The 25,473-nt window shown below is 72.4% G+C and carries 24 protein-coding genes and 1 pseudogene; 15 read left to right on the top strand and 10 right to left on the bottom strand.

Annotated elements, in window-relative coordinates:
- Positions 1-11: 11 nt before the first annotated feature.
- Together ACIBK8_RS05940 and ACIBK8_RS05935 are read right to left on the bottom strand one after the other, a co-directional pair.
- On the bottom strand, positions 12-1,196 hold the full coding sequence (locus ACIBK8_RS05940) for a CaiB/BaiF CoA transferase family protein (RefSeq protein ID WP_399040345.1): 1,185 nt from the start codon (positions 1,194-1,196) through the stop codon (positions 12-14).
- A gap of 179 nt (positions 1,197-1,375) precedes the next feature.
- Positions 1,376-1,768 carry an MmcQ/YjbR family DNA-binding protein gene (locus ACIBK8_RS05935; protein WP_399040344.1) on the bottom strand — a complete coding sequence of 131 codons (393 nt, stop codon included), beginning with the start codon at positions 1,766-1,768 and terminating at the stop codon, positions 1,376-1,378.
- Between the two features lie 158 nt (positions 1,769-1,926).
- Here ACIBK8_RS05935 and ACIBK8_RS05930 point away from each other — a divergent pair, with 158 nt between their 5' ends.
- Positions 1,927-2,667 (top strand): MgtC/SapB family protein, encoded by a 741-nt coding sequence (locus ACIBK8_RS05930; protein WP_399040343.1) that lies wholly within the window; start codon positions 1,927-1,929, stop codon positions 2,665-2,667.
- Between the two features lie 200 nt (positions 2,668-2,867).
- A complete protein-coding gene (locus ACIBK8_RS05925; protein WP_399040341.1) occupies positions 2,868-4,058 on the top strand; it encodes a saccharopine dehydrogenase family protein in 1,191 nt (396 codons plus the stop codon).
- A 59-nt stretch (positions 4,059-4,117) separates the two neighbouring features.
- On the opposite strand, the gene ACIBK8_RS05920 is transcribed toward ACIBK8_RS05925, so the two are convergent.
- On the bottom strand, positions 4,118-4,834 hold the full coding sequence (locus tag ACIBK8_RS05920) for an endonuclease V (protein WP_399040340.1): 717 nt from the start codon (positions 4,832-4,834) through the stop codon (positions 4,118-4,120).
- Between the two features lie 177 nt (positions 4,835-5,011).
- Between ACIBK8_RS05920 and ACIBK8_RS05915 the strand changes: the two genes are divergently transcribed.
- Positions 5,012-6,436, top strand: coding sequence for an amidase (locus tag ACIBK8_RS05915; RefSeq protein WP_399040338.1), 1,425 nt, complete (start codon positions 5,012-5,014; stop codon positions 6,434-6,436).
- 160 nt (positions 6,437-6,596) lie between these two features.
- Positions 6,597-6,896, top strand: a complete 300-nt coding sequence (locus tag ACIBK8_RS05910) for a YciI family protein (RefSeq protein WP_399040337.1) — start codon at positions 6,597-6,599, stop codon at positions 6,894-6,896.
- A 101-nt stretch (positions 6,897-6,997) separates the two neighbouring features.
- On the opposite strand, the gene ACIBK8_RS05905 is transcribed toward ACIBK8_RS05910, so the two are convergent.
- Positions 6,998-8,503: a sugar porter family MFS transporter gene (locus ACIBK8_RS05905; RefSeq protein ID WP_399040336.1), complete on the bottom strand. Its 1,506-nt coding sequence runs from the start codon at positions 8,501-8,503 to the stop codon at positions 6,998-7,000.
- A gap of 277 nt (positions 8,504-8,780) precedes the next feature.
- Here ACIBK8_RS05905 and ACIBK8_RS05900 point away from each other — a divergent pair, with 277 nt between their 5' ends.
- From ACIBK8_RS05900 to ACIBK8_RS05890, 3 genes are read left to right on the top strand one after another with little or no spacing between them, the layout of a single operon-like run.
- Positions 8,781-9,686: an SIS domain-containing protein gene (locus tag ACIBK8_RS05900; protein ID WP_399040335.1), complete on the top strand. Its 906-nt coding sequence runs from the start codon at positions 8,781-8,783 to the stop codon at positions 9,684-9,686.
- Between the two features lie 49 nt (positions 9,687-9,735).
- Positions 9,736-10,617: a ketose-bisphosphate aldolase gene (locus ACIBK8_RS05895; protein ID WP_399040334.1), complete on the top strand. Its 882-nt coding sequence runs from the start codon at positions 9,736-9,738 to the stop codon at positions 10,615-10,617.
- Between the two features lie 39 nt (positions 10,618-10,656).
- A complete protein-coding gene (locus ACIBK8_RS05890) occupies positions 10,657-11,460 on the top strand; it encodes a DeoR/GlpR family DNA-binding transcription regulator (RefSeq protein ID WP_393681753.1) in 804 nt (267 codons plus the stop codon).
- Between the two features lie 168 nt (positions 11,461-11,628).
- Here ACIBK8_RS05890 and ACIBK8_RS05885 read toward each other — a convergent pair whose 3' ends face one another.
- The 3 genes from ACIBK8_RS05885 to ACIBK8_RS05875 form a co-directional block, all read right to left on the bottom strand.
- Positions 11,629-12,054 (bottom strand): SRPBCC family protein, encoded by a 426-nt coding sequence (locus ACIBK8_RS05885; RefSeq protein WP_399040332.1) that lies wholly within the window; start codon positions 12,052-12,054, stop codon positions 11,629-11,631.
- Positions 12,055-12,133: 79 nt separating this feature from the next.
- Complete coding sequence (locus tag ACIBK8_RS05880; RefSeq protein WP_399040331.1) at positions 12,134-13,093, bottom strand: SDR family oxidoreductase; 960 nt, start codon at positions 13,091-13,093, stop codon at positions 12,134-12,136.
- A gap of 257 nt (positions 13,094-13,350) precedes the next feature.
- Positions 13,351-14,142, bottom strand: a complete 792-nt coding sequence (locus ACIBK8_RS05875; RefSeq protein ID WP_399040330.1) for an SDR family oxidoreductase — start codon at positions 14,140-14,142, stop codon at positions 13,351-13,353.
- 89 nt (positions 14,143-14,231) lie between these two features.
- Here ACIBK8_RS05875 and ACIBK8_RS05870 point away from each other — a divergent pair.
- From ACIBK8_RS05870 to ACIBK8_RS05850, 5 genes and pseudogenes are all read left to right on the top strand, one after another.
- Positions 14,232-14,984 (top strand): annotated as a pseudogene (locus tag ACIBK8_RS05870) (enoyl-CoA hydratase family protein); the annotation flags it as partial.
- Between the two features lie 167 nt (positions 14,985-15,151).
- Complete coding sequence (locus ACIBK8_RS05865; protein ID WP_399040329.1) at positions 15,152-16,036, top strand: CoA transferase subunit A; 885 nt, start codon at positions 15,152-15,154, stop codon at positions 16,034-16,036.
- Between the two features lie 2 nt (positions 16,037-16,038).
- Positions 16,039-16,893: a CoA-transferase subunit beta gene (locus ACIBK8_RS05860; RefSeq protein ID WP_399040328.1), complete on the top strand. Its 855-nt coding sequence runs from the start codon at positions 16,039-16,041 to the stop codon at positions 16,891-16,893.
- 35 nt (positions 16,894-16,928) lie between these two features.
- Positions 16,929-18,020: an NAD(P)H-dependent flavin oxidoreductase gene (locus tag ACIBK8_RS05855; RefSeq protein ID WP_399040742.1), complete on the top strand. Its 1,092-nt coding sequence runs from the start codon at positions 16,929-16,931 to the stop codon at positions 18,018-18,020.
- A gap of 93 nt (positions 18,021-18,113) precedes the next feature.
- Complete coding sequence (locus ACIBK8_RS05850) at positions 18,114-18,431, top strand: hypothetical protein (protein WP_399040327.1); 318 nt, start codon at positions 18,114-18,116, stop codon at positions 18,429-18,431.
- Positions 18,432-18,484: 53 nt separating this feature from the next.
- On the opposite strand, the gene ACIBK8_RS05845 is transcribed toward ACIBK8_RS05850, so the two are convergent.
- The 3 genes from ACIBK8_RS05845 to ACIBK8_RS05835 form a co-directional block, all read right to left on the bottom strand.
- A complete protein-coding gene (locus tag ACIBK8_RS05845; RefSeq protein WP_399040325.1) occupies positions 18,485-19,642 on the bottom strand; it encodes an acetyl-CoA C-acetyltransferase in 1,158 nt (385 codons plus the stop codon).
- 33 nt (positions 19,643-19,675) lie between these two features.
- Entirely contained in the window at positions 19,676-20,263 is a 588-nt protein-coding gene (locus ACIBK8_RS05840; RefSeq protein WP_399040740.1) for a TetR/AcrR family transcriptional regulator, read from the bottom strand.
- A 140-nt stretch (positions 20,264-20,403) separates the two neighbouring features.
- Entirely contained in the window at positions 20,404-21,198 is a 795-nt protein-coding gene (locus tag ACIBK8_RS05835; RefSeq protein WP_399040324.1) for an SDR family oxidoreductase, read from the bottom strand.
- A gap of 107 nt (positions 21,199-21,305) precedes the next feature.
- Here ACIBK8_RS05835 and ACIBK8_RS05830 point away from each other — a divergent pair, with 107 nt between their 5' ends.
- The 3 genes from ACIBK8_RS05830 (at position 21,306) to ACIBK8_RS05820 (ending at position 25,408) form a co-directional block, all read left to right on the top strand.
- Entirely contained in the window at positions 21,306-22,475 is a 1,170-nt protein-coding gene (locus ACIBK8_RS05830) for an acyl-CoA dehydrogenase family protein (protein ID WP_399040323.1), read from the top strand.
- 86 nt (positions 22,476-22,561) lie between these two features.
- A complete protein-coding gene (locus ACIBK8_RS05825) occupies positions 22,562-23,596 on the top strand; it encodes an acyl-CoA dehydrogenase family protein (RefSeq protein ID WP_399040322.1) in 1,035 nt (344 codons plus the stop codon).
- Positions 23,597-23,617: 21 nt separating this feature from the next.
- Positions 23,618-25,408, top strand: a complete 1,791-nt coding sequence (locus ACIBK8_RS05820; RefSeq protein WP_399040321.1) for an FUSC family protein — start codon at positions 23,618-23,620, stop codon at positions 25,406-25,408.
- Positions 25,409-25,473 lie beyond the last annotated feature (65 nt).

Raw genomic sequence — 25,473 nt, 5'->3', positions numbered from 1 at the left:
GGGCGCTTCCCTCAACTGTCCGCGTCCTGCTGCCCGTTACGGCCCGGTGCCGCGGGCGGCGTGGCCGGGTCACCGTCCGCGAGGAGGCCGGGGGCCTGCCAGTCGCGGGCGACGTCCGCGGTGTCGACGCCGGGCTGCGCGGGCGGTCTGCGCACCGCGCCCGGGGTGCGGGAGAAACGCGGAGCGGGCGCGGGCTGGGTGAGGCCGCCGTGGTCGATGAAGGTGCCGCGGGCGGCGAGATGGGGGTGGGCCGGTGCCTCCCGCAGGGACAGTACGGGCGCCACGCAGGCGTCGGTCCCCTCGAAGACCGCGGTCCATTCCGCGCGCGTGCGGGTCTTGAAGCGGGCGGCGATGGCGCTGCGCAACTCGGCCCAGGCGGCGAGGTCGTTGCGGTCGGGTGCCTGGTCCTCGATGCCCAGCAGACGGATGAACTCGGCGTAGAACCGCGGCTCCAGGGCGCCGACCGCCATGTGGGCGCCGTCCGCCGTCTCGTACGTGCCGTAGAACGGCGCGCCGCCGTCGAGCAGATTGGCGCCGCGCCGGTCCTGCCAGCCGCCGGCCGCGAGCATGCCGTGGATCATCGAGGAGAGGTGGGCGGTGCCGTCGACGATCGCGGCGTCCACGACCTGGCCGCGGCCGGTGCCGTTCCTGGCGTGCTGGAGCGCGGCGAGGATGCCGATGACGAGGTAGAGGGAGCCGCCCGCGTAGTCACCGAGGAGGTTGGCGGGGGCGACGGGAGGGGCGTCGGGTACGCCGGTCATGCCGAGGGCGCCGGTGATGGCGATGTAGCCGATGTCGTGCCCCGCGGTGTCGGCGAGCGGGCCCTGTTGTCCCCAGCCGGTCATCCGGCCGTAGACGAGCTGCGGGTTGCGGGCCAGGCAGTCGTCCGGGCCGACGCCGAGGCGTTCGGCGACGCCGGGGCGGTAGCCCTCGATCAGTACGTCGGCGCGCTCGGCCAGTTCCAGCACCCGGGCCGCTCCGTCGGGGCTCTTCAGGTCGATGACGACCGAGCGTTTGTTGCGGTTGGTGAGGTCGTACGCGGGGTCGATGCCGAGCCCCGCGCCTCCGGGCCGGTCGACCCGGACGACGTCGGCGCCGAGGTCGGCCAGGGTCATGGCCGCGAAGGGGCAGGGGCCGATGCCTGCCAGTTCCACCACGCGCACCCCGCTGAGCGGGCCGTTGCCTGATTCCGCCATCACGCCCCTCGCTCCTGCGCCGCACTGTGACACTTCTGATGTAACACTCGCGATGTTAAGAACGTGTTCCACTTTCCACAAGCCCCCTGAGTCAAGACCCGCCACGGAAAAGGCCCGTGGTGACGATGCTCAACTGCCATCGCCGCCACGGGCCTCTGCGCACTGCCGACCGTGCGCCGCTATCCCCCGTCCAGCTCGGCGATGAGCCGCTTCGGGGCTATGACGCGGTAGGACTCCTCCACCCAGTCGCAGAGCAACTCGGCGGGTGGCGCGCCCCGTTCCGTCAGCGGCACCGTCACCCAGCCGGCGTTGCCCAGGCCGTAGCCGGCCGGCTCGGCACCGGGAGCGGTGAGCGCATGGGCGTGCGCCTCCGGGTCCTTGAGCTTGAGGGTGACTCTCGGCGGGCGGCCGTCATCCTCCGCCCCGAGGAAGACGAAGACCTTTTTGTTGACCTTGACGACGCTCTCGCCCCACGGGAACTCCTCCGCCGCGCCGGGAAGGCGCAGCGCATACCCGCGGATCCGCTCCCGCACCTCCACCGCGTCCGCCGCCTTCGCCATGCGAACCTCCATGTCACACTCCCCCGTCGGTACCGGTCGGCGGCACCGGAATGCCGTCGTCCCGCGGCGCCTTCGCGCATGCCGCGTTCCATCGACCACCACGCTAACGGCGACCACTGACAACGGCCTGCGGAGCGGGGATTCCTTGCCGGTGGAGGGACAATGCCTGCATGTCACAGCCGTATCTCGCCGCCGACTTCTTCAACATCCACAACGGTCAGGGGCCGCGCCAGTTCGCCGAGCTGGCGATAGCGCTGCTGCTGTCGTCGCTGATCGGGCTGGAACGGGAGGCGCGGCAGAAGAGTGCCGGGCTGCGTACCCACACGCTCGTCGGCGTGGGCAGCGCGCTGTTCATGGAGGTGTCGATCCACGGTTTCGGGGCGCTGCTGGGGACGGACGGCGTGGCGCTGGACCCGTCCCGCGTCGCCGCGCAGGTCGTCTCCGGCATCGGCTTCATCGGCGGCGGGCTGATCTTCGTCAAGAAGGACGCGGTGCGCGGGCTGACGACGGCCGCCACGATCTGGCTGACCTGCGCGATCGGCATGGCGTGCGGCGGTGGCCTGCCGCTGCTCGCCGCCGGCGCGACGGCCGTGCACTTCCTCATCGTCCGCGGCTTCTCGAAGGTGTCGGAACGCATCGGCACCACCCGCCAGCCGGAGACCGTCGAGCTGCGCCTGGCCTACCGCTCCCAACGGGGGCTGCTGGGACGGATGCTGGAGCTGTGCACGAGCAGCGGGTTCCGGGTGACCGACGTCCAGGTGGAGACCGGCGCGGAGGAGGAACGGGTGTCGGCCGAGGTGCTGCTGCGCCTGGAGGGCACCGCATCGGCGCACTCCCTGGTGGAGGCGCTCGCCGAACTCGACGGTGTGCGGGGAGTGGCACTGGGGCGGCAGGGCGACAGCACGGAATGACGCGGCCCGAGCGGCGCCACCGGGGAGGGGGCTTCGCACGACGCGCCACAGGGCACGACCCGTCGGACATCGGTACGGCGGGGCAGCACCCCACCGCGCCGGAAGGGTGTCACCACACACCAACCGCGCCTGCGGGAAGGCGCTTTGATCTTTGCCCGGTGACTGCCTAGGGTCCGGAACCCCAGGCGAAAGGACACGCGATGCGACGGCAGGACACTCCGGGGCGGGCCCACGACCTCGTCCTTTTCGGCGCGACCGGGTTCGCGGGCACGCTCACCGCTGAATATCTGGCCGCGCACGCCCCCAAGAACTGCCGGTGGGCGCTGGCCGGGCGCGACACGGCGAAACTGGAGCGGCTGCGTGCCCGCCTGGCCGCCATCGACCCGGACTGCGCGCGGCTGCCACTGCTGCGGGCCGACACCGCGGATCCGGAATCGCTGCGCGCGCTGGCCGCAGACACCCGGGTGCTGGCCACCACCGTCGGCCCGTACCTGGCGTACGGCGAACCCCTGGTCGCCGCCTGCGCCGAGGCCGGTACCGACTACCTCGACCTGAGCGGTGAGCCGGAGTTCATCGACCGGATGTACCTGCGGCACGACGCGGCGGCCCGCGCCTCGGGCGCCCGCCTCGTGCATTCCTGCGGCTTCGACTCGGTACCGCACGACCTCGGCGTGCTCTTCACCGTGCGGCACCTCCCGGAGGGCGTCCCGTTGCGCATCGACGGCTTCGTGCGGGCGCGGGCGATGTTCTCCGGCGGCACCTTGGCTTCGACGCTGACCGCCATGTCCCGCCCGCGCGACATGGCGCGGGCGGCCCGCGAACGCCGGCTGAAGGAACCGCCGCTCCCGGAGGGCCGTACCGTACGGGCGGCTCCGGGCCCGCCTCTCAGGAGCGGCCCGACGCACCCGTGGGGCGTGCCGCTGCCGACCCTCGACCCCCAGGTGATCGGCCGTTCCGCCGCCGCCCTGGAGCGCTACGGACCCGACTTCCGCTACCGCCACTACGCCGGGGTGCGCCGGCTGCCGGTCGCGGTGGGGGGCGCGCTGGGCGCCGGTGCGCTGGCCGCGCTGGCCCAGTTCCCGTCCGCGCGACGGTGGCTGTCGGGGCGCCTGGAGCCGGGCGATGGGCCGGGCCCCGAGCGGCGGGCGAAGAGCTGGTTCACCGTCCGCTTCGTGGCCCGAGGGGGCGGGCGGCGGCTGCTCACCGAGGTGGCAGGCGGCGATCCCGGTTACGGCGAGACGGCCAAGATGCTGGCCGAGTCGGCCCTCAGCCTCGCCTTCGACGAACTGCCCAGGACCGCGGGCCAGGTGACGCCTGCGGTCGCCATGGGAGACGCTCTGACGACGCGGCTCCAGGAGGCGGGAATCACCTTCCGGGTCGTACAGGGCTGATCCGCCCTGCCTCCGGGAGCCGCCCTCTGCTGCGGGACGGCTGCCGGTGGCCGCGGCGTTCAGACGTCGGCCAGCGCCCGCCTGCACAGTGCGTCGGCGGCCCGAGTCGTCTCCGGGAGGCGGTACTTGGGCGCCAGGCGGAGGGTGTGCGCACAGGCCCGGTCGAGTCCGACGCGGTGCCCCACGGACACGAAGACCGGCTTGACACCCTCCTGGGTGCGCAGCGCCCGCCCCACCTCTTCGGCGGCGCCCTCGGGGCCGTCCAGGAGCGGAGCGGTCGCGCCCCGCTCCGGCGCCGGGGCGTCGTAGCGGAAGGTGAAGGGGTTCTTGGCGACGCCGATGGCGGGCAGTCCGGTCAGGACGCCGAGGTGGCTGGCGAGTCCGAAGCGACGCGGGTGCGCCCGTCCGTACCCGTCGCAGATCACGAGGTCCGGCGTGCGGGCGAGGCGGGCCAGGGCTTCGATCACCGTGGGGATCTCACGGAAGGCGAGCAGCCCGGGGACGTAGGGGAAGCTGACCCGGCCGACCGCGGTGGCCTCGTCGACGACGGTGAGGCTGCGGGCGTCCAGCGCGACGGCCGCGGCGGCGACGACATCGCGTGCGTCGTCGTAGGCGACATCGACACCCACGACGGTGCCGTCGAAGTCCACCTGCGGGCCGGGCTCTTCGAGGCGCACGTGGCGCCGCAGCCGGTCCTGGGTGGCGCGGGCCTCGGCTTCGCCGGACGGCCAGTTCCGCAGTTCGTCGTCGCAGGAGAGCGTTCCGGGAGTGTGCATGGTGGCACCACGCTATCGCGTCGGCCGGGCCGCCCGGTGTGGTGGCGGAGGCGCAGGGGATTCCGGCCCGTGACGCGCGTGAATTCACCGCGCCCTGCTGCTCATTGACCGGTTCCGTCAGGAGAGCACAGGATGAGGGACCTGCCCGACCGCGCACCCTGCCGACACGAGGCCGTCATGACCGACGCTCTGCACACGCTCGACGCCACCGACCTCGCGGCCAGGCTGCGTCGCCGGGAGGTGTCAGCCCGGGAGGTGGTCCAGGATCACCTGGACCGCATCGCGCGCGTCAATCCGGCCGTCAACGCCGTCGTCACCCTCGATCCCGAGGGCGCCATGGCCGATGCGGCCCGCGCGGACCAGCGGCTCGCCCGGGGTGCGGACGTGCCGCCGCTGCACGGCTTGCCGATCGCGTTCAAGGACACCCACCTCACCCGCGGCATGCGCACCACCTTCGGGTCGCCCCTCTACGCCGAGTACGTGCCCGAACAGGACGAACTCCTCGTCAGCCGGGTGCAGGAGGCCGGGGCCATCCGTATCGGCAAGACCAACATCCCGGAATTCGCCGCCGGCTCCCACACCTTCAACCCGGTGTTCGGGACCACCCGCAATCCGTACGACACCACCCGCTCGGCCGGTGGCAGCAGCGGCGGTGCAGCCGCCGCACTGGCCGCCGGGCTGCAACCGCTCGCCGACGGAAGCGACATGGGCGGTTCTCTGCGCAATCCTGCCTCCTTCTGCAACGTCGTCGGGCTGCGGCCGACACCGGGCCGGGTGCCTTCCCACCCCTCCGGCGACCTGTGGGACACCCTGGCGGTGGCCGGGCCGATGGCGCGGACCGTGGCCGACACGGCGCTGCTGCTGTCCGTGATGGCCGGCCCCGACCGGCTTTCCCCGCTCAGTCTCGAAACGTCCGGCGAGGCGTTCCGGGTTCCCCTCGACCGCGATCTGCGCGGAATGCGCGTCGCCTGGGCCCCCGACCTCGGCGGGACGGCACCCGCCGACCCGGAGGTACTCGCCGTCCTGGAGCCCCAGTTGGCGGTCTTCACGGAACTGGGCTGCCACGTGGACACCGCCTGCCCCGACCTCACCGGCGCCGACGAGACGTTCAGGACCTTGCGGGCGCACGCCTTCGACCTGGCCTTCGGTGCCCTGCTCGACACCGATCGCGCGTCCCTCAAGCCGAGCCTGGCCTGGAACATCGAGGAGGGGCGCCGGCTGACGACGGACGATCTCAACACCGCCACCGCGACCCGCAGCCGGCTCCACCTGGACACCCTCGACTTCTTCTCCCGCTACGACCTGCTGCTCGCGCCGGTCAGCCAAGTCGTCCCGTTCGACGCCGCGTCGGAGTACCCGGAGGCGGTCGCCGGCCGTCCCACGCAGACGTATCTGGACTGGATGCGGTCCGCTTACGTCATCTCCGTACTCGGCGTGCCCGCGCTGTCCGTCCCAGCGGGTTTCACACCCGGCGGCCTTCCCGTGGGCCTGCAGATCATCGCCGCTCCCCGGGCGGATCTGGCCCTCCTCCAGGCCGGTCACGCGTACGAGAAGGTAACGCGGCACGGGCGGCGGCGCCCGGACCTGTCCGCATTCCTTTAGCGCGCCGCCGCGGCGACTCCGGCTCGGCGAACGGGTGGCGGACGGGTGGCGGACGAACGGCGCTGCCACCGCCACACCCTGCTGCGCACCGCCTCCGGCCTGCGCCTTCACCACAGGAGGCCGCGGCAGCCGCGTCTGGGGGCTCCTCTATATTTCCTTCATGTTCGTACTTGAGCTGACCTATACCGCGCCCCTCGAACGCGTCGAAGCGGCGCTGGCCGACCATGTGGAGTGGTTGAAAGAGCAGTACGCCACCGGGCGCTTCATCGCCGCCGGCCGCAAGGTACCGCGCGACGGTGGCGTCATCCTCGCCGTCGGTATGGACCGCCCGGAGGTCGAACGGCTCGTGGCCGAGGACCCGTTCTCCCTCGCCGGCGTCTGCGACTACCGCATCGTCGAGTTCCAGGCGACGACCACGGCGCCGGAACTGGAGCGCTTCCGGGAGCAGCGTTCTTCCTGAAGTGCCCCTTGGGAGGCCCGCGACCGACCGCTCCTCCTGGAGGGGCGGTCGCGGCAGGCCGGTATCCGCGCCCGCCGCAGCCGCGCCGTCCCCGCGCCTCGTCACGGAGCCACCTCCGGGGCAGCTGTCTCCGGTGCCGCCTTCTCCGCTGCTGCCTTTTCTGCTGCTGCCTTCTCCGGGACGGCCGTCTCCGGAGAGCCGTCTCCAGGGGCCGGCGTGGGCCAGCGACCGCCGTTGCTCCAGTACCCCTGGATCTCTTCCAGCTGCCGGCCCTTGGTCTCCGGGGCGGTGACCGACGCGAAGACCAGCGCGCCCAGCGCCAGGACGCCGAGACCCGCGAACGTCAAGCCGGCTCCCGCCCAGGCCAGCACGGACGGGAAGAACTGCGCGATCAGCAGGTTGGCGACAAGGTCGGCGCTGAGCATCGCCGAAGCTCCCGTGGAGCGCAGTTGCGCGGGGAACGCCTCGCTCGCGTAGACCCAGATCAGCGACCCGAAGCCGAAGTTGAAGGCGGCGGTGAACAGCAGGATCGCGCCGAAGCCCACCCAGATCATGTCGCCGTGCAGGCCACCCGTACCGAAGACGGTGGCGAGCACGGCCAGCATGACGACCATCGTGCCGATGCCGGACAGCAGCACCACCCGGCGGCCTATACGGTCGATGATGAGAATGGCGAGCACGGTCGCGGCCAGCGACGCGAGCTGCACGAACGAGGGGAGCAGGAAGTTCAGGCCGTTGCCGGTGAAGCCCATCTCCTCGAAGATCTGCGGGCTGTAGTAGGTCACCGCGTTGATGCCGGTGATCTGACAGAAGAAGCCCAGTCCGATGACGAAGAGCGTGGCGCGGACGTACGGCTTGCGCAACAGTGAGCCCGCCGATCCGCCGCTCTCCTCCGCGAGCGCGGCGCGCACCGCCGCCACTTCCGCGCGCGGGTCGACATCCGGATCGGTCGTCGCCATGACCTCGATCGCGCGCTCCGTATCGCCCTTGAGCACATACCACCGGGGCGTATCGGGCAGCCGCCAAAGCGGAATCATCACCAGCGCGGCGGGGAGCGCGGCGATGCCGAGCATCCAGCGCCAGTGGCCGCCGCCGGACAGGCCCCAGTTGACGAAGTACGTGATGGCGATCCCTGCGACCGTGGCGACCTGGTACGCGGCCACGGACGCACCCCGTATGCGGGCGGGTGTCGACTCGGCTATGTAGAGCGGCGCGGCGACGATCGAGATGCCGATGGCGACCCCGAGCAGCAGGCGGACGGCGTCGAGCACGATGACGTTCGGCGCGACGGCGGACAGCGCGACGAACATGGCGTAGGAGCCCGCGACGATCAGCATCGCGGCCTTCCGGCCCAGGGCGTCGGCGAGCTTGCCGCCGATCAGCGCGCCGATGATGCTGCCGAACACCAGGATGCTGTTGACCAGGCCCTTTTCGGCAGCGGTGAGATGGAAGTCCTCGCTGAGGAACACCAGGGCACCGGAGATGCTGCCGGAGTCGTAGCCGTAGATGACGCCGACGACGGCGCCCGTGAGCGCGAAGAGACGGCCGGTTCGGCGCGCGTTGGCGGGTGGTGGCGGGGGCGTCTCGGAGAGCGTTGCAGTGGACATGATGAGTCCTTTGTGCGGCGGGGCGGCCTGCTCATGACTGATCATGCGAGTATTGGCGGCGTTTCGCGCAAGTGTCAACAGTCACAGGCTACCGCGGCATTCCGCTCATCCGCCGCCTCCGGAGAGCCAGTCGAGCGAACCGAACAGCCCCCCCCCCCTCTGCTGCAACCACCCGTACGAGCTATGGAAGCAATCCGAGTTCATGCGTACAGTTGCTTGCAACAGAACATGAAAATGCAGTTTTGCGCACCACGACCGCATTCACGAGAGGGTGGCCATGAGCGAGACCTCATACATGGAGCAGGAGCTGCGCAGCCAGCCGGAGACCTGGCAGGAAGCCGCACGGATCGGAGCCGCGGGCGGCCCCCTGCCCGAGCCCGGACAGCGGGTAGCCGTGGTCGGATGTGGCACGTCGTGGTTCATGGCGCAGTCGTACGCGGCACTGCGCGAGAGTGCCGGCGCGGGCGTGACCGATCCCTTCGCCGCCTCGGAGGCATTCCTCGGCAGCGCGCGCGGATACGACGCGGTGGTGGCGATCACCCGGTCCGGCACCACGACCGAGGTGCTGCGCATCCTGGAAGCCGTGAAGGGCCGCATCCCGACGGTGACGATCATCGGCGATCCCGGGACGCCGGCGACGGACCTCTCCGACGCGACGGTGGCACTGCCGTTCGCGGACGAGCGCTCCGTGGTCCAGACCCGCTTCGCGACCACCGCGCTGACGCTGCTGCGCGCACACCTCGGCGAGGACGTCTCCACCGCGGTGCACGACGCACGCGAAGCCCTCGCCGCGCCGATCGCACCGGAGTGGGTCGACGCCGAACAGTTCTCGTTCCTCGGTACAGGCTGGACCTTCGGGCTGGCCAACGAGGCGGCCCTCAAGATGCGGGAAGCCTCGCAGAGTTGGACGGAGTCCTACCCGGCGATGGAATACCGCCACGGCCCGATCGCGATAGCCGCCCCCGGCCGCGTGACCTGGCTGTTCGGCGAGGCTCCCGAGGGTCTGGAGGCGGATGTGGCCAGGACCGGGGCGCACTTCGTACGCCACGACCGCGATCCGCTGGCCGACCTGGTGCTGGTGCAGCGGGTGGCCCTGGAGCGGGCCCGTGCCCGCGGCCTGAACCCAGACAGCCCGCGCAGTCTGACCCGTTCCGTGATGCTCGAAATCCCGGCGGCCCGGTAGCCCGCCCCACCGGCTCAAGTCACTTCGTACGCAAGGGAGTCAGCATCCCATGCCCCTCGTTCCGACCTCATCGATCATCGACAGCGCGCGTGCGGCAGGCATCGGCGCCGCGGCCTTCAACGTCATCCATCTGGAAACCGCCGAGGCACTGGTCACTGCTGCCGAACGGGCCGACGCCCCGCTGATCCTCCAGATCAGCGAGAACTGCATCCGGTACCACGGCAGCCTGCGACCGATCACCCGCGCCACCCTCGCCCTCGCGGAGGAATCCAGCGCACCCATCTCGGTACACCTCGACCACATCACCGACGCGGAGCTGGTCCGGCAGGGCGCCGCGGCGGGAGTGAGTTCGTTCATGGTGGACGCCTCGGCATTCCCCTACGACGAGAACGTCGCCACCACCGCCGCGCTCACCGCCTGGTGCCATGAACGCGGCGCCTTCGTCGAAGCGGAACTCGGCAAGGTCGGCGGCAAGGACGGCGTACACGCGCCGGGCACCCGCACCGATCCGGACGAGGCGCTGGCCTTCATCGACGCGACGGGCGTGGATGCGCTCGCCGTGGCCGTCGGCTCCTCCCACGCGATGCACGAGCGCACGACGGTGCTGGACAAGGAGCTGATCGGCCGGTTGCGGGCGGCGCTTCCGGTGCCGCTGGTCCTGCACGGTTCGTCCGGCGTGCCGGACGAGGAACTGCAGCGCGCCATCGCGGCAGGCATGACGAAGATCAACATCTCGACGCACCTGGTGTCGGTCTTCACCCACTCCGTCCGGAACGCCCTGGGGGCGGACCCCGCCCTCGTCGACTCCCGCAAATACCTCAAGCCGGCCCGGGAGGCGGTGGCCAGGGAGGCGGCCAGACTGCTGGAGGTACTGGGCACCCCGATAGCGGCTCCCGACCGGTACGCGGCACCGACATCGGTCCGGGGGTGAGGAGAGGAGCACCCGTCACGGCCCGGCTAGGCTCGCCGCATGAAGCGCCATGAACGGATGAACGCACTGCTCGAGCTGCTCGGCGAGAGAGGCCGGGTGGATGTCGAGGAGGCGGCGACCGAACTGGAGGTCTCGGCCGCCACGATGCGGCGCGACATGGACACCCTCGCCGAGCAGCAGCTGCTGACCCGCACCCGGGGCGGGGCAGTGCTCAGCTCGGTGGCGTACGACCTGCCGATCCGGTACAAGCACGCGCATCGTTCCGAGGAGAAGGAGGCAGTGGCACAGGCGGCGGCGAAGCTGGTCGAGCGGGGCGATGTGGTCGGGCTCAGCGGTGGCACCACCACCACGGCCATCGCGCGGGTGCTGGCCACGCGTCCCGACTTCTCGGAGGCAGGCCCTCAGCCGCATCTGACGATCGTCACCAACTCTCTCAACATCGCCAACGAACTGGCCGTGCGGCCACAGATCAAGATTGTGCTCACCGGCGGGGTGGCGCACTCACGCTCCTTTGAACTGGTCGGTCCTTTCAGCGAGTTGGTGCTCCAGCAGATCTCCGTCGACATCGCCTTCATCGGGGCCAACGGCATGGATCCGATCATGGGTGCCACGGTGCATGACGAGGCGGAGGCCAGGGTCAACCACCTCATGGCGGAACGAGCACGGCGTGCGGTGATCGTCGCGGACTCATCGAAGATCGGCGAGCGCTGCTTCGCCCGGATCGGCGGTGCGGACGTGTTCGACACCCTCATCACGGACAGCGGGGCGACGGAAGCCACGCGCCGCGAGTTCACCGACCGTGGCCTGAAGGTGGTAACGGCCCGTCCGGGCGCCACGGTCTGACCTGCCTCCGCCCCTGCGAACCACCCGTAGCCCGCTGCTCCTGCCCGCCCATGGGTCCATGCCCATGCCCATACCCATGCCACGACTCAGGGCTCCACCGTTACTCAAGCGGCGCTCACGTCACCACCGTCGGGGCTTGGGCACCTGCGGGCGGGGCCGTGTCGGCGGTCAGAAGCGGGCTTGCAGGGACGTCAGGCCGGTGGCGTAGATCGCGTCCCCGAAGAGTTCTTCGACCTGGGATACGGCCTCGTCGTCGCCGATATAGGTGGCTGTCCAGCGGACCTCTGTTCCGGTGGCGTGGGGCAGGGCCGTAAGAGTTGCTTCGTAGTCGGATATCGGAAGGAAGGGATCGAGCACGGTGTAGCGGTACGCGCGGGCGGCGTGATCCAGGGCGAGCAGGCGTTCGCGGGCGACGACCGTGCCGTCGAGCATGAACGCCCGGACGGCGCCGGGGATTTCGGGGTCGGCTCCGTTTTCGATGATCAGAGGGGGGATGTGCGGATGCCAGTCGGGGAGGCCGTCGAAGCGGCCTATGGTGCGCCAGACCGTGTCGGGGGTCGCGGGCAGCACAGTGGTGCGGATGAGATGGCGCATGTTTCACCGGATCCTGTCTGGGCCCGAGTGGGGCCGGGTCGTGAGTGTGGGGCGACGGGCCGCCCGCTCTCCTTCCCCTCTACCGGGCTCCATAGACCGGCTGCGGTGGCTCGGCGGCAGCGAGGAGTTGGCGGGCGGTTTCGCCGGCTTCGGATGGTGTCCAGCGGGCCGACTTGTCGGCTGCCGGGCCGGGGCGCCATCCCTCCATGACGGTGATGCGGCCGGCTTCCGCCGCGAAGACCCGGCCCGTCACACCCTCTGACGCTGCCGAGCCCAGCCAGACCACCAGGGGGGAGACGTTCTCCGGAGCCATGGTGTCGAAGGTCCCGTCGGCGGGGGCGGCCATGGTGTCGGCGAAGGTCTGCTCCGTCATACGGGTGCGGGCGGCGGGCGCGATGGCGTTGACCTGGACGCCGTAGCGGCCCATCTCCGCGGCGGATACCAGGGTCAGGCCGAGGATGCCGGCCTTGGCCGCGGAGTAGTTGCCCTGTCCGACGCTTCCCGAAAGGCCCGCACCGGAGGTGGTGTTGATGACCCGGGCCTGGGGCATGCGGCCGTGTTTGGCCTCGGCGCGCCAGTGTGCCGCCGCGTGTTTGAGGGGGAGGAAGTGGCCCTTGAGGTGGACGCGCAGCACCGCGTCCCATGCGTCCTCGTCCAGGTTGACCAGCATCCGGTCACGCAGGAATCCCGCGTTGTTGACGAGGGTGTCCAGGCGACCGTAGGTGTCGAGGGCGGCGGCGATGAGTGAGGCGGCTCCCGCGGCGGTTGCGATGTCGCCGCCGTGTGCGACGGCTTCGCCGCCCGCCGCGCGAATGTCCGCGGCGACTTCCTCGGCGGGGCTGCCGGGGGCGGTACCGCCAAGGGCTTGGCCGCCGGAGCCGCCGGGGCCGGGGGCACCGCCCGCGCCGTCAAGCCCGACGCCGAGGTCGTTGACGACGACGCGGGCGCCCTCCGCGGCGAAGGCGTGGGCGTGGGCGCGGCCGAGACCGCGTCCCGCGCCGGTGACGATGACGACGCGGCCCTCACAGATTCCGGGCATCTCGGGTCTCCTTGGGGGGAGTTGGAGCGTGGAGTGGGAGCGTGGAGTGGGAGTGGAGGTGCGGGTGGGGCGACGAGAGAGAAGCAGGGTGATGTGAGAGAAGCGGAGCGGCGTAGGGGCGGAAGGGCGTAGGAGCGGACGGGACGTGAGCGCGAAGGATGGGTAGGCGGCTCGCAGGGGCGGGGAAGGAAGAGGGCTGTTCACGGGTGTGATGTGAGGAGGTGGGCCGGTCGCGCGTGCGGGGTTCAGTGCGGGGTTCAGTGCGGTGGTGGGTTCGTGGTCGGTTGGGCGGCTTCCAGGAAGGCGGGGCGTTCGCCGCCGCCGTGGAGCAGCAGGGCGGCGCCGCTGACGTAGGACGACAGGTCGGAGGCGAGGAAGGCGCAGGCTTCGCCGGCTTCGGCCGGGGTGGCGAGCCGTCCGAGGGGGACGGTGCGGCCGACGGCGGCGACGCCGGACTCGTCTCCGTAGTGGAGGGAGGACAGTTCGGTGCGGACCATGCCGAGGGTGAGGGTGTTGACGCGGATCTTCGGGGCCCATTCGACGGCCATGGAGCGGGCGAGGTTGTCGAGGCCCGCCTTGGCCGCGCCGTAGGCGGCGGTGCCGGGTGAGGGGCGGGTGGCGCTGACGCTTCCGATCATGATGATCGTGCCGCCGGACGGCTGGGCGGCCATCACCTCGTAGGCGGCGAGGGAGGCGGTCAGCGGCGCGAGCAGGTTCAACTCCACGACGCGTGCGGCTTGTTGGGGGCGGGAGTCGGCGAGGAGGCGGTACGGCGTGCCTCCGGCGTTGTTGACGAGGAGGTCCAGGCGGCCGTATTCGCGGCGGACGCGGCGGAAGAAGGCGGTGACCGCTTCGGGGTCGCGCAGGTCGAGTTGCCGGAACAGCGCGGTCCGCCCGTCCGCCTCCAGGGAACGTTCGGGCGGCCTGCGGGCGCAGGCGATGACCTGCGCGCCTGCGGACAGCAGTGCGGTGGTGATGCCCGCGCCGACGCCGCGCGTGCCGCCGGTGACGACCGCGACGCGGCCCGTCAGATCGATGCTGAGCGCCATGCGACACCTCCCGCAGCGCGCGTCGCGCTGCTACCTTCTCATTCAACAGCACCTAACAAACGTTTGGTGGAAAGGTAGCTGATCTGCTGATGGGTGTCTCCACCTCCCGCCCCTGCGCGCCACCGGGCAGCCGCGGTATCGCACTGGTCACGGTGGACTTCCCGCCGGTCAACGCCCTTCCCGTACAGGGCTGGTACGACCTGGCCGATGCGGTACGGGACGCCGGCCGGGATCCGGACATCCGGTGTGTGGTGCTCGCCGCGGCCGGGCGGGGGTTCAACGCCGGTGTCGACATCAAGGAGATGCAGCGGACCGAGGGGCACGCCGCGCTGATCGGCGCCAACCGGGGCTGCTACGAAGCGTTCGCGGCGGTCTACGACTGCGAGGTGCCGGTGGTCGCCGCGGTGACGGGGTACTGCCTGGGCGGCGGGATCGGCCTGGTGGGCAACGCGGACGCGATCGTGGCGAGCGACGACGCGACGTTCGGGCTGCCGGAGCTGGACCGCGGCGCGCTGGGAGCCGCCACCCATCTCGCCCGGCTCGTGCCGCCGCATCTGATGCGCACGCTCTACTACACCTCGCGCACCGTCACCGCCCAGGAGTTGCGGCAGCACGGCTCGGTGTGGGACGTGGTGCCGCGTGCGCAGGTGCGGGACACGGCACTGGCGCTCGCCGGGGAGATCGCGGCGAAGGACGGCGCTCTGATCCGGCTGGCGAAGGCCGCCATCAACGGTATCGATCCGGTCGATGTGCGCCGCAGCTACCGCTTCGAGCAGGGCTTCACCTTCGAGGCGAACCTCAGCGGGATCGCCGACCGGCATCGCGACGCGTTCGTGGGCGCCCACGGGAACACGGACGCCACGCCGACCGGCACCGTCACCGGCACCACCCCCACCACACCCACCGAACCGCGCCCCCCATCCAACCAACCAGCCGTCCCCCCACCCGTCCCCCTGCCCGACCCATCAGCCGACCTCCTCCCCCCGTCCGCCCCACCGAAGGAGCCCCGTTGAGCGACAAGACCATGAGCGCCGATGAGGCCGTCGGGCAGTTGGCCAGCGGCATGACGATCGGGATCGGCGGCTGGGGGTCGCGGCGCAAGCCGATGGCGCTGGTCCGTGCGGTGCTGCGGTCCGAGCTGCGGGAGCTGACGCTGGTCTCGTACGGCGGGCCCGACGTCGGTCTGCTCGCGGCGGCCGGCAAACTGCGGCGCGTCATCGCCCCGTTCGCGACGCTCGACTCGATCCCCCTGGAACCGCATTTCCGCGCCGCACGCCAGAACGGCAGCATCGGCTTCACGGAACTGGACGAGGCGATGTTCATGTGGGGGCTGACCGCGGCCGGTCAGCGGCTGCCCTTCCTGCCGGTGCGGGCCGGTCTCGGCTCCGACCTGCTGCGCGTCAACCCGCAGCTCCGTACGGTCACTTCGCCGTATCCGGACGGCGAGGAGCTGGTGGCCGCGCCCGCGCTGCGGCTGGATGCGGCGCTGGTGCACCTGCACCGCGCGGACACCAGGGGCAACGGGCAGTACCTGGGGCCCGACCCGTATTTCGACGACCTGTTCTGCGAGGCGGCCGACGCCGCGTACCTCTCCTGCGAGCGGATCGTGGACAGCGCCGAGCTGACGGCGGCGGGCGGGCCGCAGACGCTGCTGGTCAAGCGGCCGTTCGTGCGCGGCGTGGTGGAGGCTCCGAACGGCGCGCACTTCACCGCCTGCGATCCGGACTACGGCCGGGACGAGACCTTCCAGAAGGCGTACGCGACGGCGGCAGCGGATCCGGCGGAGTGGGCGGAGTTCGCCGCGCGCTTTCTCTCCGGCGACGAGCAGGAGTACCAGGACGCGGTCGCCGCCTTCCACGGCCGCAGCGGGCACCACGAGCGGAAGGGCGCGTGACCATGGCCGAGACGAACGCGGCGCGGACGGGCGCGGCGGAGCAGGCGGGTACCGATCCGCAGCGGCAGGGCGCGGGCGGGCGCGCCGGGCCGCACGCCGCCGCCGGGGCGCCGACCCGCGCCGAGTACTGCGTGCTGGCCTGCGCGGAGGCGTGGCGGGACGCCGGCGAGATCCTGGCCAGCCCGATGGGCACCGTGCCGTCCATCGGGGCGCGGCTGGCGCGGCTGACCTTCTCGCCCGATCTGCTGCTCACGGACGGGGAGGCGCTGCTGATCGGCGATGTGCCGGCGCTCGGGGCGCGGGCTGAGGTGACGGAGGGGTGGCTGCCCTATCGCGGGCATCTGTCGCTGGTGGCCACCGGCCGCCGGCACGTGATGATGGGCGCGAGCCAGATCGACCGGTTCGGCAACCAGAACATCTCCTGCATCGGCGACTGGTCAAGGCCGGGACGGCAGCTGCTCGGCGCGCGCGGTGCGCCTGCCAACACCGTGAACAATCCGACGAGTTACTGGGTGCCGCGGCACTCCCCCAGGTCCTTCGTCGAGCGTGTCGACATGGTCTGCGGGGTCGGCTACGACCGGGCGGCGGCGGCCGGGTCCGCGGCGAGCCGCTTCCACCGGATCCCCGAAGTCATCAGCGATCTGGGGGTCTTCGACTTCGCCACACCCGACCACACGATGCGGGTGCGCTCCCTGCACCCCGGCGTGACCGTCGAGCAGGTCCGCGCGGCGACGGGTTTCGCGCTGACCGTCCCGCCCGACGTGCCCGCGACCCGGGAGCCGACGGCCGGGGAACTGCGGCTGATCCGCGAGGTGATCGACCCGCAGGGGCTGCGCGACCGCGAGGTGCGGACGTGACGGCCGGGCGGCGGCCGGAAGCGGCCGGGCCCGTGCTGCGTACCGCCCTGACCGATCTGGTGGGGGTGCGGCATCCCGTCGTCCAGACCGGCATGGGCTGGGTGGCCGGGCCGCGGCTGGTGTCGGCGACCGCGAACGCCGGTGCGCTGGGGATCCTGGCATCGGCGACGATGACCGTGCCGGAGCTGCGGGCCGCGGTGCGCGAGGTGCGTTCGCGTACCGGGGCGCCGTTCGGGGTGAATCTGCGGGCGGACGCCGGGGACGCGGCGGAGCGGGTGCGGATCGTCATCGAGGAGAGGGTGCGGGTCGCGTCGTTCGCGCTCGCGCCCTCGCGTGAGCTGATCGCCCGCCTCAAGGACGCCGGGGTGCTGGTGATCCCTTCGGTGGGGGCGCGGCGGCACGCCGAGAAGGTCGCCGCCTGGGGCGCGGACGCCGTGCTGGTCCAGGGCGGCGAGGGCGGCGGGCACACCGGCGAGGTGGCGACGACGGTGCTGTTGCCGCAGGTCGTGGACGCGGTGGACATCCCGGTCATCGCCGCGGGCGGGTTCCACGACGGCCGGGGTCTGGTGGCGGCGCTGGCGCTCGGCGCGAGCGGGGTGGCCATGGGGACGCGGTTTCTGCTGACGTCGGACAGCACGGTGCCCGACCAGGTCAAGGAGCGCTATCTGGCGGCGTCGGTCCGGGACGTCACCGTCACGACGAAGGTGGACGGGCTGCCGCACCGGATGCTGCGTACGGATCTGGTCACCGCGCTCGAACGGTCCGGGCGGCCGGCCGCGCTGCTGCGCGCCGTGCGGCACGCGGGGGCCTTCCGCAAGCGCTCGGGGCTGCGCTGGTCACAGCTGGTACGTGACGGTCTCGCCCTGCGGCGCGGCAAGGAGCTGAGCTGGAGCCAGGTGCTGCTGGCCGCGAATACGCCGATGATGCTGCGCGCGGCGATGGTGGAGGGCAGGCCGGATCTGGGGGTGATGGCATCGGGCCAGGTGGCCGGGGTGATCGAGGATCTGCCGTCCTGCGCGGAGCTGGTGGAGCGGATCATGGCGGAGGCGGGCGCGACGCTGGGGCGGCTGCCCGTGGCGCCCGCGGGTGTGGCCGCTCCCCCGGAGCGCTCCGGCAGGCGGTGCTGATTCCCGGTGGGCACCCGTGGAGAATGGAGAATGCACGTGCGAGGGCCGGTGCGGTCCTCGCAGGGGGTTGTCCACCGGGGGAGAGATTCACAGATGCGGAAGTTCCTGGCCACGGCGTTGACCGTGCTGGTGTGCAGCGCTTCGCTGACCCTGTCGGCCACGTCGGAAGCGGCGGCGGCAGCGCCCGGACCGCCGACGCAGTGCGTCAAGGTGCGGAAGTTCTTCACCAAGGGCCAGCAGCGGGCGGTGCGGCTGACGAATCTGTGCACCCGCCGCCCGGCCTGCTACGTCATCGTCATACCGCACCACGACGACCCGCACGGACGGATCAGCGAGGGCGTCACGAAGGACGTGTCCTACGCGACGGTGCGCACCCCTCGGGCGCTGTACGTCAAGAACGAGCGGTGCTGACCGGCTGACGGGGGCGCCGGCCAGGCCCTGGGGCCGGTCGGCGCCCCCTCCGCTCACAGCCGCTCGATCACCGTGACGTTCGCCTGGCCGCCGCCCTCGCACATGGTCTGGAGGCCGTAGCGGCCACCGGTCCGCTCCAGCTCGTGCAGCAGGGTCGTCATCAGCTTGACGCCGGTCGCGCCGAGCGGGTGGCCGAGTGCGATGGCGCCGCCGTTGACGTTGACCTTGGCGGGGTCGGCCCCGGTCTCCTCGATCCAGGCCAGCACGACCGGCGCGAACGCCTCGTTGATCTCGACGAGGTCGATGGCGTCGAGCGTGAGGCCGGACTTCTTCAGCGCGTGGGCGGTGGCGGGGATGGGCGCGGAGAGCATCCGGATCGGGTCCTCGCCGCGTACCGACAGGTGGTGGATGCGGGCGCGTGGCGTCAGCCCGTGCCTGCGCACCGCCCGCTCGCTCGCCAGCAGCATCGCCGCGGCGCCGTCGGACACCTGGGAGGAGACGGCGGCGGTCAGCCGTCCGCCGTCGACCACCGGCTTCAGCGCTGCCATCTTCTCCAGGGAGGTGTCGCGCCGCGGCCCCTCGTCCACGGTGACGTCCCCGTACGGCACGATCTCGCGGGTGAAGCGGCCCTCGTCGATGGCGTGCAGGGCGCGGCGGTGGGAGCGGAGCGCGAACTCCTCCATGGCGGGGCGGGAGATGTCCCATTTCTCGGCGATGAGTTCGGCGCCGTGGAACTGGTTCACCGGCTGGTCGCCGTAGCGGGCCCGCCAGCCCGCGCTGCCCGCGAACGGGCCTTCGGTGAGGCCGAGCGGTGCGGCGGCCTGACGGCTGGCGAAGGCGATCGGGATCATCGACATGTTCTGGGCGCCGGCGGCGACGACGAGGTCCTGGGTGCCGGAGAGTACGGCCTGCGCGGCGAAGTGCACGGCCTGCTGCGACGATCCGCACTGCCGGTCGACGGTGACACCTGGCACCTCTTCGGGGAGCCCGGCCGCCAGCCAGCTGGTGCGGGCGATGTCGCCGGCCTGCGGGCCCACGGTGTCAAGGCAGCCCATGACGACGTCGTCGACGGCTGCCGGGTCGATGCCGGTCCGCTCCATCAGCGCCGCCAGGACGTGGGCGCCGAGGTCGGCGGGGTGTACGGCGGCAAGTCCGCCGTTGCGTTTGCCGACCGGGGTGCGCAGCGCGTCGACGATGTAGGCCACGGCCATGGCGATCAGGCTCCTTCGCGTGAGCGGGTCAGGTCATTCCCGCAGGGCGATGCCGTCCAGGACCATCGAGAGGTACTGGCGGGCGATCTCCTCCGGGCTGTGCTGTCCGTCCGGCCGGTACCAGCTCGCCGCCACCCAGACGGTGTCGCGGACGAAGCGGTAGGTGAGCCGGATGTCGAGGTCGGTGCGGAAGCTGCCGTCGGTGACGCCCCGCTCCAGCGTGCCGAGCCAGGCTTTCTCGAACTTCCGCTGGGAGTCGGTGAGATAGCCGAAGCGGGGCTGGGCGGCGAGGTGGCGGGACTCCTTCTGGTAGATGGCGACCGCGGCGCGGTGCCGGTCGATCTCCCGGAAGGACTCGGTGACCAGGGCTTCCAGGGTCTCCCTGGGGGCGAGGCCGGCGGCGAGTACCGCGTCGTAGCCGTCCCACAGTTCGTTGAGGAAGGTGGACAGGATCTCGTCCACCATCGATTCCTTGGAGTCGAAGTGGTAGTAGAGGCTGCCGGCGAGGATGCCGGCCTCGTCCGCGATGCGGCGGACGGTGGTGGCGTTGTAGCCCTGGGCGGCGAAGACCTCGGCCGCGGTGCGCAGCAGTTCGCGGCGGCGCTCGGGCGAGGCGCTCACGGTCGTCGTCTTCTTCTTGGCTGCCGGGCTCTTCGCGGCCGGCTTCTTGGCGGTGGACACCAGCCCATTGTCGCTCCCGGACCGTGGGCACGGTCCTGGCCGGTGGCGGCGGGCACCCTGGCGCACGAGGTCATCGCGTCTCAGGCGTGCTGGCTGCTGACCGGGACGACCTCGCCGGTCATGTACGAGGCGTAGTCGCTGGCGAGGAAGACGATGACGTTGGCGACCTCCCAGGGTTCCGCGTAGCGGCCGAACGCCTCGCGGGCGGTCAGTTCGGCGAGCAGGGTGCCGGTGGTGACCTTCGCGAGGTGCGGGTGCATGGCGAGGCTGGGTGACACGGCGTTGACCCGGACTCCGTAGGCGGCGGCTTCCACGGCGGCGCAGCGGGTCAGTGCCATCACACCGGCCTTGGCCGCCGCGTAGTGGGCCTGGCCGCGCTGGGCGCGCCAGCCGACGACGGAGGCGTTGTTGACGATGACCCCGCCGGGTGTGCCGGGGTGTTCGCGCATCCGGCGCAGGGCGGTTCTGGTGCAGCGGAAGGTGCCGTTGAGTGTGACGTCGAGGACCGTGTCCCACTGTGTGTCGGTCATGTCGACGAGGTCGGCGGTGCCGCCGAGTCCGGCGTTGTTCACGACGATGTCGAGCCTGCCGTGCCGTTCTTCGGCCCGTGCGAAGAGCGCGCCGACCTGTGCCTCGTCGGTGACGTCGCAGGGCTGTGCGGTGACGCGGGCGGCGCCGAACTCGGCGGCGAGCCGGTCGGCCGACTCGGCCAGGCGGCGCGTGTGGGTGTCGGAGATGAGGACGTCGGCGCCCTCTTCCAGCAGCTTGCGGGCGGTGGCGCCGCCGATTCCGGCGCCGGCCGCCGCGGTGACGACGGCCGTCCGGCCGGCCAGCAGTCCGTGCCCCGGCACATACGAAGGCTTCTCGGTCGTCATGGCCGTACGCTAACCTACCAAACACTTGTTAGGGAACACTCGGCGCCGCACCGGACCCGCCGGCGACCGCGCGCCCAGGAGCCGATCAGCAGAGAGGCCGCCCGCCGATGGATCTCGAACACACCCCGGATGACGAGGAGTTCAGGCGGACGGCCCGCGCCTGGCTCGCCGCGCACGTACCGGACGCTCCCCTGCCGTCCCTGGAGACCGCGGAGGGCTTCGCGGCCCACCGGGAGTGGGAGCGCACCCTGGCGGCCGACCGGTGGTCGGTGGTCTCCTGGCCCGCCCGGTACGGCGGCCGGGACGCCTCGCTCGCCCGCTGGCTGCTCTTCGAGGAGGAGTACTACGCGGCCGGTGCGCCCGGACGGGTCGGCCAGAACGGCATCAGCCTGCTCGCGCCGACCCTCTTCGCGCACGGCACCGAGGCCCAACTCGCCCGCGTCCTGCCGCCGATGGCGGACGGCACGGTGGTCTGGGCGCAGGCGTGGTCGGAGCCCGAGGCCGGTTCGGACCTGGCCTCGCTGCGCTCCACCGCCGTGCGGACCGCGGGCGGCTGGCTGCTGAGCGGGCAGAAGACCTGGTCGTCGCGGGCCGCCTTCGCCGACCGCGCGTTCGGCCTGTTCCGCAGCCACCCGGACGCGGACCGCCCGCACCGCGGCCTGACGTACCTGATGTTCGACCTCGCGGCGCCCGGCGTGACCGTACGGCCCATCGGACGGCTGGACGGCAAGCCCGCCTTCGCCGAACTGTTCCTGGACGGGGTGTTCGTCCCCGACGACGACGTGATCGGCGAGCCGGGCCAGGGCTGGCGGGTGGCGATGAGCACGGCGGGCAACGAGCGCGGCCTCACACTGCGCAGCCCGGGGCGCTTCACGGCAGCCGCCGACCGCCTCGTCGCGCTGTGGAACCACCGCGCCGACCCGTCCGACACGGCGCTGCGCGACCGCGTCGCCGACCTGGTCATCGGGGCCCGCGCCTACCACCTGTTCACCCGCGCCAACGCGGCGCGGCTCGCGGCGGGCGAGGATCTCGGCGCCGAGTCCAGCCTCAACAAGGTCTTCTGGTCCGAACTGGACATCGCGCTCCACGAGACCGCGCTCGACCTCCTGGGCCCCGAGGGCGAACTCGCCGACACCGCGACCGAGGCCCCCGCACACGGCGGCTGGGCCGACGGCTGGACCTTCGCCCTGGCAGGACCCGTCTACGCGGGCACCAACGAGATCCAGCGCGACATCATCGCCGAACGGCTGCTGGGACTGCCCAAGGGACGGCGGTAGGGCCAGGGGTGTCAGGTTCATCGCCGGACACCCCCGCGCCCGCACCGCCGCCCGCCACGACAACGCAAGGGAAGGACCGGCACCTGATGACTTTTCTTCTCGACGACGAGCAGCGCGAGTTCGGGCGGACGCTGGGGCGGCTGCTGGGGGCCGCGGACACCCCGGCGGCGGTCCGCGCCTGGGCGGGCGGCGACACCGGCCCTGGCCGGAAGCTGTGGCAACGGCTCGCCGGGGCCGGCGTGTTCGCGCTCGCGGTACCGGACGAACACGGCGGCACGGGCTTCCTGCCCGTCGAACTCACCGTCGCCTTCGTGGAGTTGGGCCGTTACGCGGTACCGGGGCCGGTGGTGGAGTCGGTCGCCGCCGCCGTCCTGCTGGGGCGCCTCGACCGTCCGGAGCCGGCCGCTTCCTGGCTGCCCGGCATCGCGGCGGGCTCCGCCCTCGTCTCGTACGCGGACGCGGCGCACGGCCCGTACGCGCTCGACGCCGACGCGGCCGACGTGACGCTTGCGGTGACCGGCGACCGGCTGCTGCGCCCGGCGGGGCACGGCACCGTCCAGCCGTCGCTCGATCCGGCGCGGCGCCTCGCCCGCCCCGCCGGGGACGGCGAGCTGCTGGTGCACGGGCCCTCGGTGACGGCTGCCGCCGCCGCGGCGGCCGACACGGCGGCCCTGCTGACCGCGGCCCAGGCCCTGGGCACCGGCTGCCGCCTGCTCGCCGACACGGTGGACTACGTACGGCAGCGCACCCAGTTCGGCGTGCCGGTCGGCTCGTTCCAGGCGGTCAAGCACCGGCTGGCCGACGCGCTGCTGGCCCTGGAGTTCGCCAGGCCCCTGGTGTTCGCGGCGGCCGTGGCGCTGGCGCGGGCCGCGGACGGTACGGCGTCGCGCGATGTGGCGGCGGCGAAGGCCGCAGCGGGCGAGGCGGCGTACGGGGCGGCGCGGGCCGCGCTCCAGCTGCACGGCGCGGTCGGCTACACGGAGGAGCTGGACCTGTCGCTGTGGATCCGCAAGGCACGGGCGCTGCGGACGGCCTGGGGCACGCCGTCGCAGTGCCGGGCCCGGGTGCTCGCGGCGGCGGAAGGCGGGGTGCCCGCAGCGGGCGATTCTTTTTACAGGTAAAACACCTGTTAACGTTCAGGCATGGGAAAGCATGCCAGGCCGACGAGGACGCGGGTCACGCACGCGCCGGGAGGCGGCGTGCGCGCCCGGCCGCTGCCGGTGCGCAGCACCGTACGACTGCGCCGGCCCGTCGACATCTGGCACAAGCCCGCGCTCAGCGCGGTCGTCGCGATGGCCGTCCCCGACCTGACGCTGTTCGCGCTGGGCCGGATGGATCTGATCCTCTACACATCGGCCGGGGCGATGTGCGCGCTGTACGGGCACGGCCTGCCGTACGCGGCGCGGGCCCGCACCCTGCCGTGGGTGGTGGCCGGCATGGTCGCGAGCCTGGGCGCCGCCCTGACGGCCGCGTCCCTGCTCACCTCCACCGCCCTGCTGGTGGTGCTGGCCTCGCTGCTCGCCGCGGTCCACAAGATGGTCTGCGACGCGACCCGGATCGGCCCGCCGGGCAATCTCATCTTCACCTTCATCGCGGCGTCGGCCTTCTTCGTGCCCCAGCGGACGGGCCAGATCCCCCTGCACCTGGCGTTGGCGCTGGGGGCCGGTGCGCTGGCCTGGCTGGTCTGTATGGCGCCCTCTCTGATCCGGCCGCGCGGTCCGGAGCGGATCGCCACCGCCCGCGCACTGGAAGCGGCGGCGGCCCTGCTGCGCACGGACCCCGCGGGCGGACCGGCCGCGCAGGCACGGCAGGCGACCGCGGGCGCCGTGAACGCCGCCTGGCACACCCTCTTCCTCGTGCCCGCCCGCACCCCCGCCAAGGCCGCCGCGCGGACCGGACTCGAACGGCTGCTCATCCGCGCCGAATCGGCCCTGGAAGGCCCGGCCGGTCCCGGCGGCGGCACGGCGGCAGGAGAGGCGGAGCTGCTCGGCGGCTGGGCGCGCGAGGTACGCGGCGGCGGGCCGCTCCCCGATGTACCGCTCTCGGCGGCGCAGCGCGAGGAACTCGACGGCGTCACCACGGAGTCCGCGGACCTGGACCCGTATCCGGCGGTCCCGGACGGGCCGCGGCGGCCCGCGCCCGGACGGCCGCGCGGATTCCGGGCGCTTGCCGCCGCGCTCGCGCCCGGCTCTCCGCTGCTGCCGATCGGCCTGCGGGTCGCGGCGGGCTGCGCGCTGGCGGGCTGGGCCTCGATGGCGCTCGGTGTCGGCCACCCCTACTGGGCGGTGGTGACCGCGGCCTCGGTCTTCCAGGCCAACACCACCCTGTCCTGGCAGCGTGCGCTGCAACGCACCCTCGGCAATCTGCTCGGGCTGCTGCTGTTCACCGCACTGCTGCCGCTGATCCACACCGGCCACCTCACGATGATCGGCCTCGCCCTGCTCTTCCAGCTCGGCGCGGAGGCGTGGATCACCCGCAACTACTGGCTCGGCTCGGTCTGTGTGACGCCCATGGCGCTGCTGCTCACCGAGTTCGGCAACCCGCTGCCGGCCCGCACGCTCGTCGCCGACCGCTGGATCGACACCCTGGTCGGCGCCGTGGTGGGCCTGGCCTGCTGCGTGCTGGTCACCAACCGCCGCGCCACCGACCGGATCCACGGCGCGCTCGACCGCGTCGCCTCGGCCACGGCCACGGCGCAACGGCTGCTCGCCTCGGATCCCGCGCCGGGTACGGAGGACGCGCTGGAGACCGGCTGGGCCCGCGACCGGCTCGCCGCCTGCCTCGCCGAGCTGCGGGAGGCCGTCGACGTGGCGTCCGGCGAGTGGTGGCAGCGCGCCCTCCCGGAAGAGCGCGTCACCCACGCCGAGCAGCAGGGGCACCGCACGCTGGCGCAGCTCGCCCGGCGGCTCGCGCGGCCGGTGCCGGTCGCCTGACCCGTGCGGGCACCCGCGTGCCCGGCAGGCACAATTGGGGGACGTACGGCAGCCGAGGACGTACG

The sequence above is a fragment of the Streptomyces sp. NPDC050161 genome (assembly GCF_044460025.1).
In the GTDB taxonomy this organism is placed as follows: domain Bacteria; phylum Actinomycetota; class Actinomycetes; order Streptomycetales; family Streptomycetaceae; genus Streptomyces.
This window is presented reverse-complemented; position numbering and strand designations above follow the sequence as displayed.

Bases quoted from the DNA above. Each gene is read 5' to 3' on its own strand.
- ACIBK8_RS05940 (WP_399040345.1), bottom strand. From the start codon at position 1,196: ATGGCGGAATCAGGCAACGGCCCGCTCAGCGGGGTGCGCGTGGTGGAA.
- ACIBK8_RS05935 (WP_399040344.1), bottom strand. From the start codon at position 1,768: ATGGAGGTTCGCATGGCGAAGGCGGCGGACGCGGTGGAGGTGCGGGAG.
- ACIBK8_RS05930 (WP_399040343.1), top strand. From the start codon at position 1,927: ATGTCACAGCCGTATCTCGCCGCCGACTTCTTCAACATCCACAACGGT.
- ACIBK8_RS05925 (WP_399040341.1), top strand. From the start codon at position 2,868: ATGCGACGGCAGGACACTCCGGGGCGGGCCCACGACCTCGTCCTTTTC.
- ACIBK8_RS05920 (WP_399040340.1), bottom strand. From the start codon at position 4,834: ATGCACACTCCCGGAACGCTCTCCTGCGACGACGAACTGCGGAACTGG.
- ACIBK8_RS05915 (WP_399040338.1), top strand. From the start codon at position 5,012: ATGACCGACGCTCTGCACACGCTCGACGCCACCGACCTCGCGGCCAGG.
- ACIBK8_RS05910 (WP_399040337.1), top strand. From the start codon at position 6,597: ATGTTCGTACTTGAGCTGACCTATACCGCGCCCCTCGAACGCGTCGAA.
- ACIBK8_RS05905 (WP_399040336.1), bottom strand. From the start codon at position 8,503: ATGTCCACTGCAACGCTCTCCGAGACGCCCCCGCCACCACCCGCCAAC.
- ACIBK8_RS05900 (WP_399040335.1), top strand. From the start codon at position 8,781: ATGAGCGAGACCTCATACATGGAGCAGGAGCTGCGCAGCCAGCCGGAG.
- ACIBK8_RS05895 (WP_399040334.1), top strand. From the start codon at position 9,736: ATGCCCCTCGTTCCGACCTCATCGATCATCGACAGCGCGCGTGCGGCA.
- ACIBK8_RS05890 (WP_393681753.1), top strand. From the start codon at position 10,657: ATGAAGCGCCATGAACGGATGAACGCACTGCTCGAGCTGCTCGGCGAG.
- ACIBK8_RS05885 (WP_399040332.1), bottom strand. From the start codon at position 12,054: ATGCGCCATCTCATCCGCACCACTGTGCTGCCCGCGACCCCCGACACG.
- ACIBK8_RS05880 (WP_399040331.1), bottom strand. From the start codon at position 13,093: ATGCCCGGAATCTGTGAGGGCCGCGTCGTCATCGTCACCGGCGCGGGA.
- ACIBK8_RS05875 (WP_399040330.1), bottom strand. From the start codon at position 14,142: ATGGCGCTCAGCATCGATCTGACGGGCCGCGTCGCGGTCGTCACCGGC.
- ACIBK8_RS05860 (WP_399040328.1), top strand. From the start codon at position 16,039: ATGGCCGAGACGAACGCGGCGCGGACGGGCGCGGCGGAGCAGGCGGGT.
- ACIBK8_RS05850 (WP_399040327.1), top strand. From the start codon at position 18,114: ATGCGGAAGTTCCTGGCCACGGCGTTGACCGTGCTGGTGTGCAGCGCT.
- ACIBK8_RS05845 (WP_399040325.1), bottom strand. From the start codon at position 19,642: ATGGCCGTGGCCTACATCGTCGACGCGCTGCGCACCCCGGTCGGCAAA.
- ACIBK8_RS05835 (WP_399040324.1), bottom strand. From the start codon at position 21,198: ATGACGACCGAGAAGCCTTCGTATGTGCCGGGGCACGGACTGCTGGCC.
- ACIBK8_RS05830 (WP_399040323.1), top strand. From the start codon at position 21,306: ATGGATCTCGAACACACCCCGGATGACGAGGAGTTCAGGCGGACGGCC.
- ACIBK8_RS05825 (WP_399040322.1), top strand. From the start codon at position 22,562: ATGACTTTTCTTCTCGACGACGAGCAGCGCGAGTTCGGGCGGACGCTG.
- ACIBK8_RS05820 (WP_399040321.1), top strand. From the start codon at position 23,618: ATGGGAAAGCATGCCAGGCCGACGAGGACGCGGGTCACGCACGCGCCG.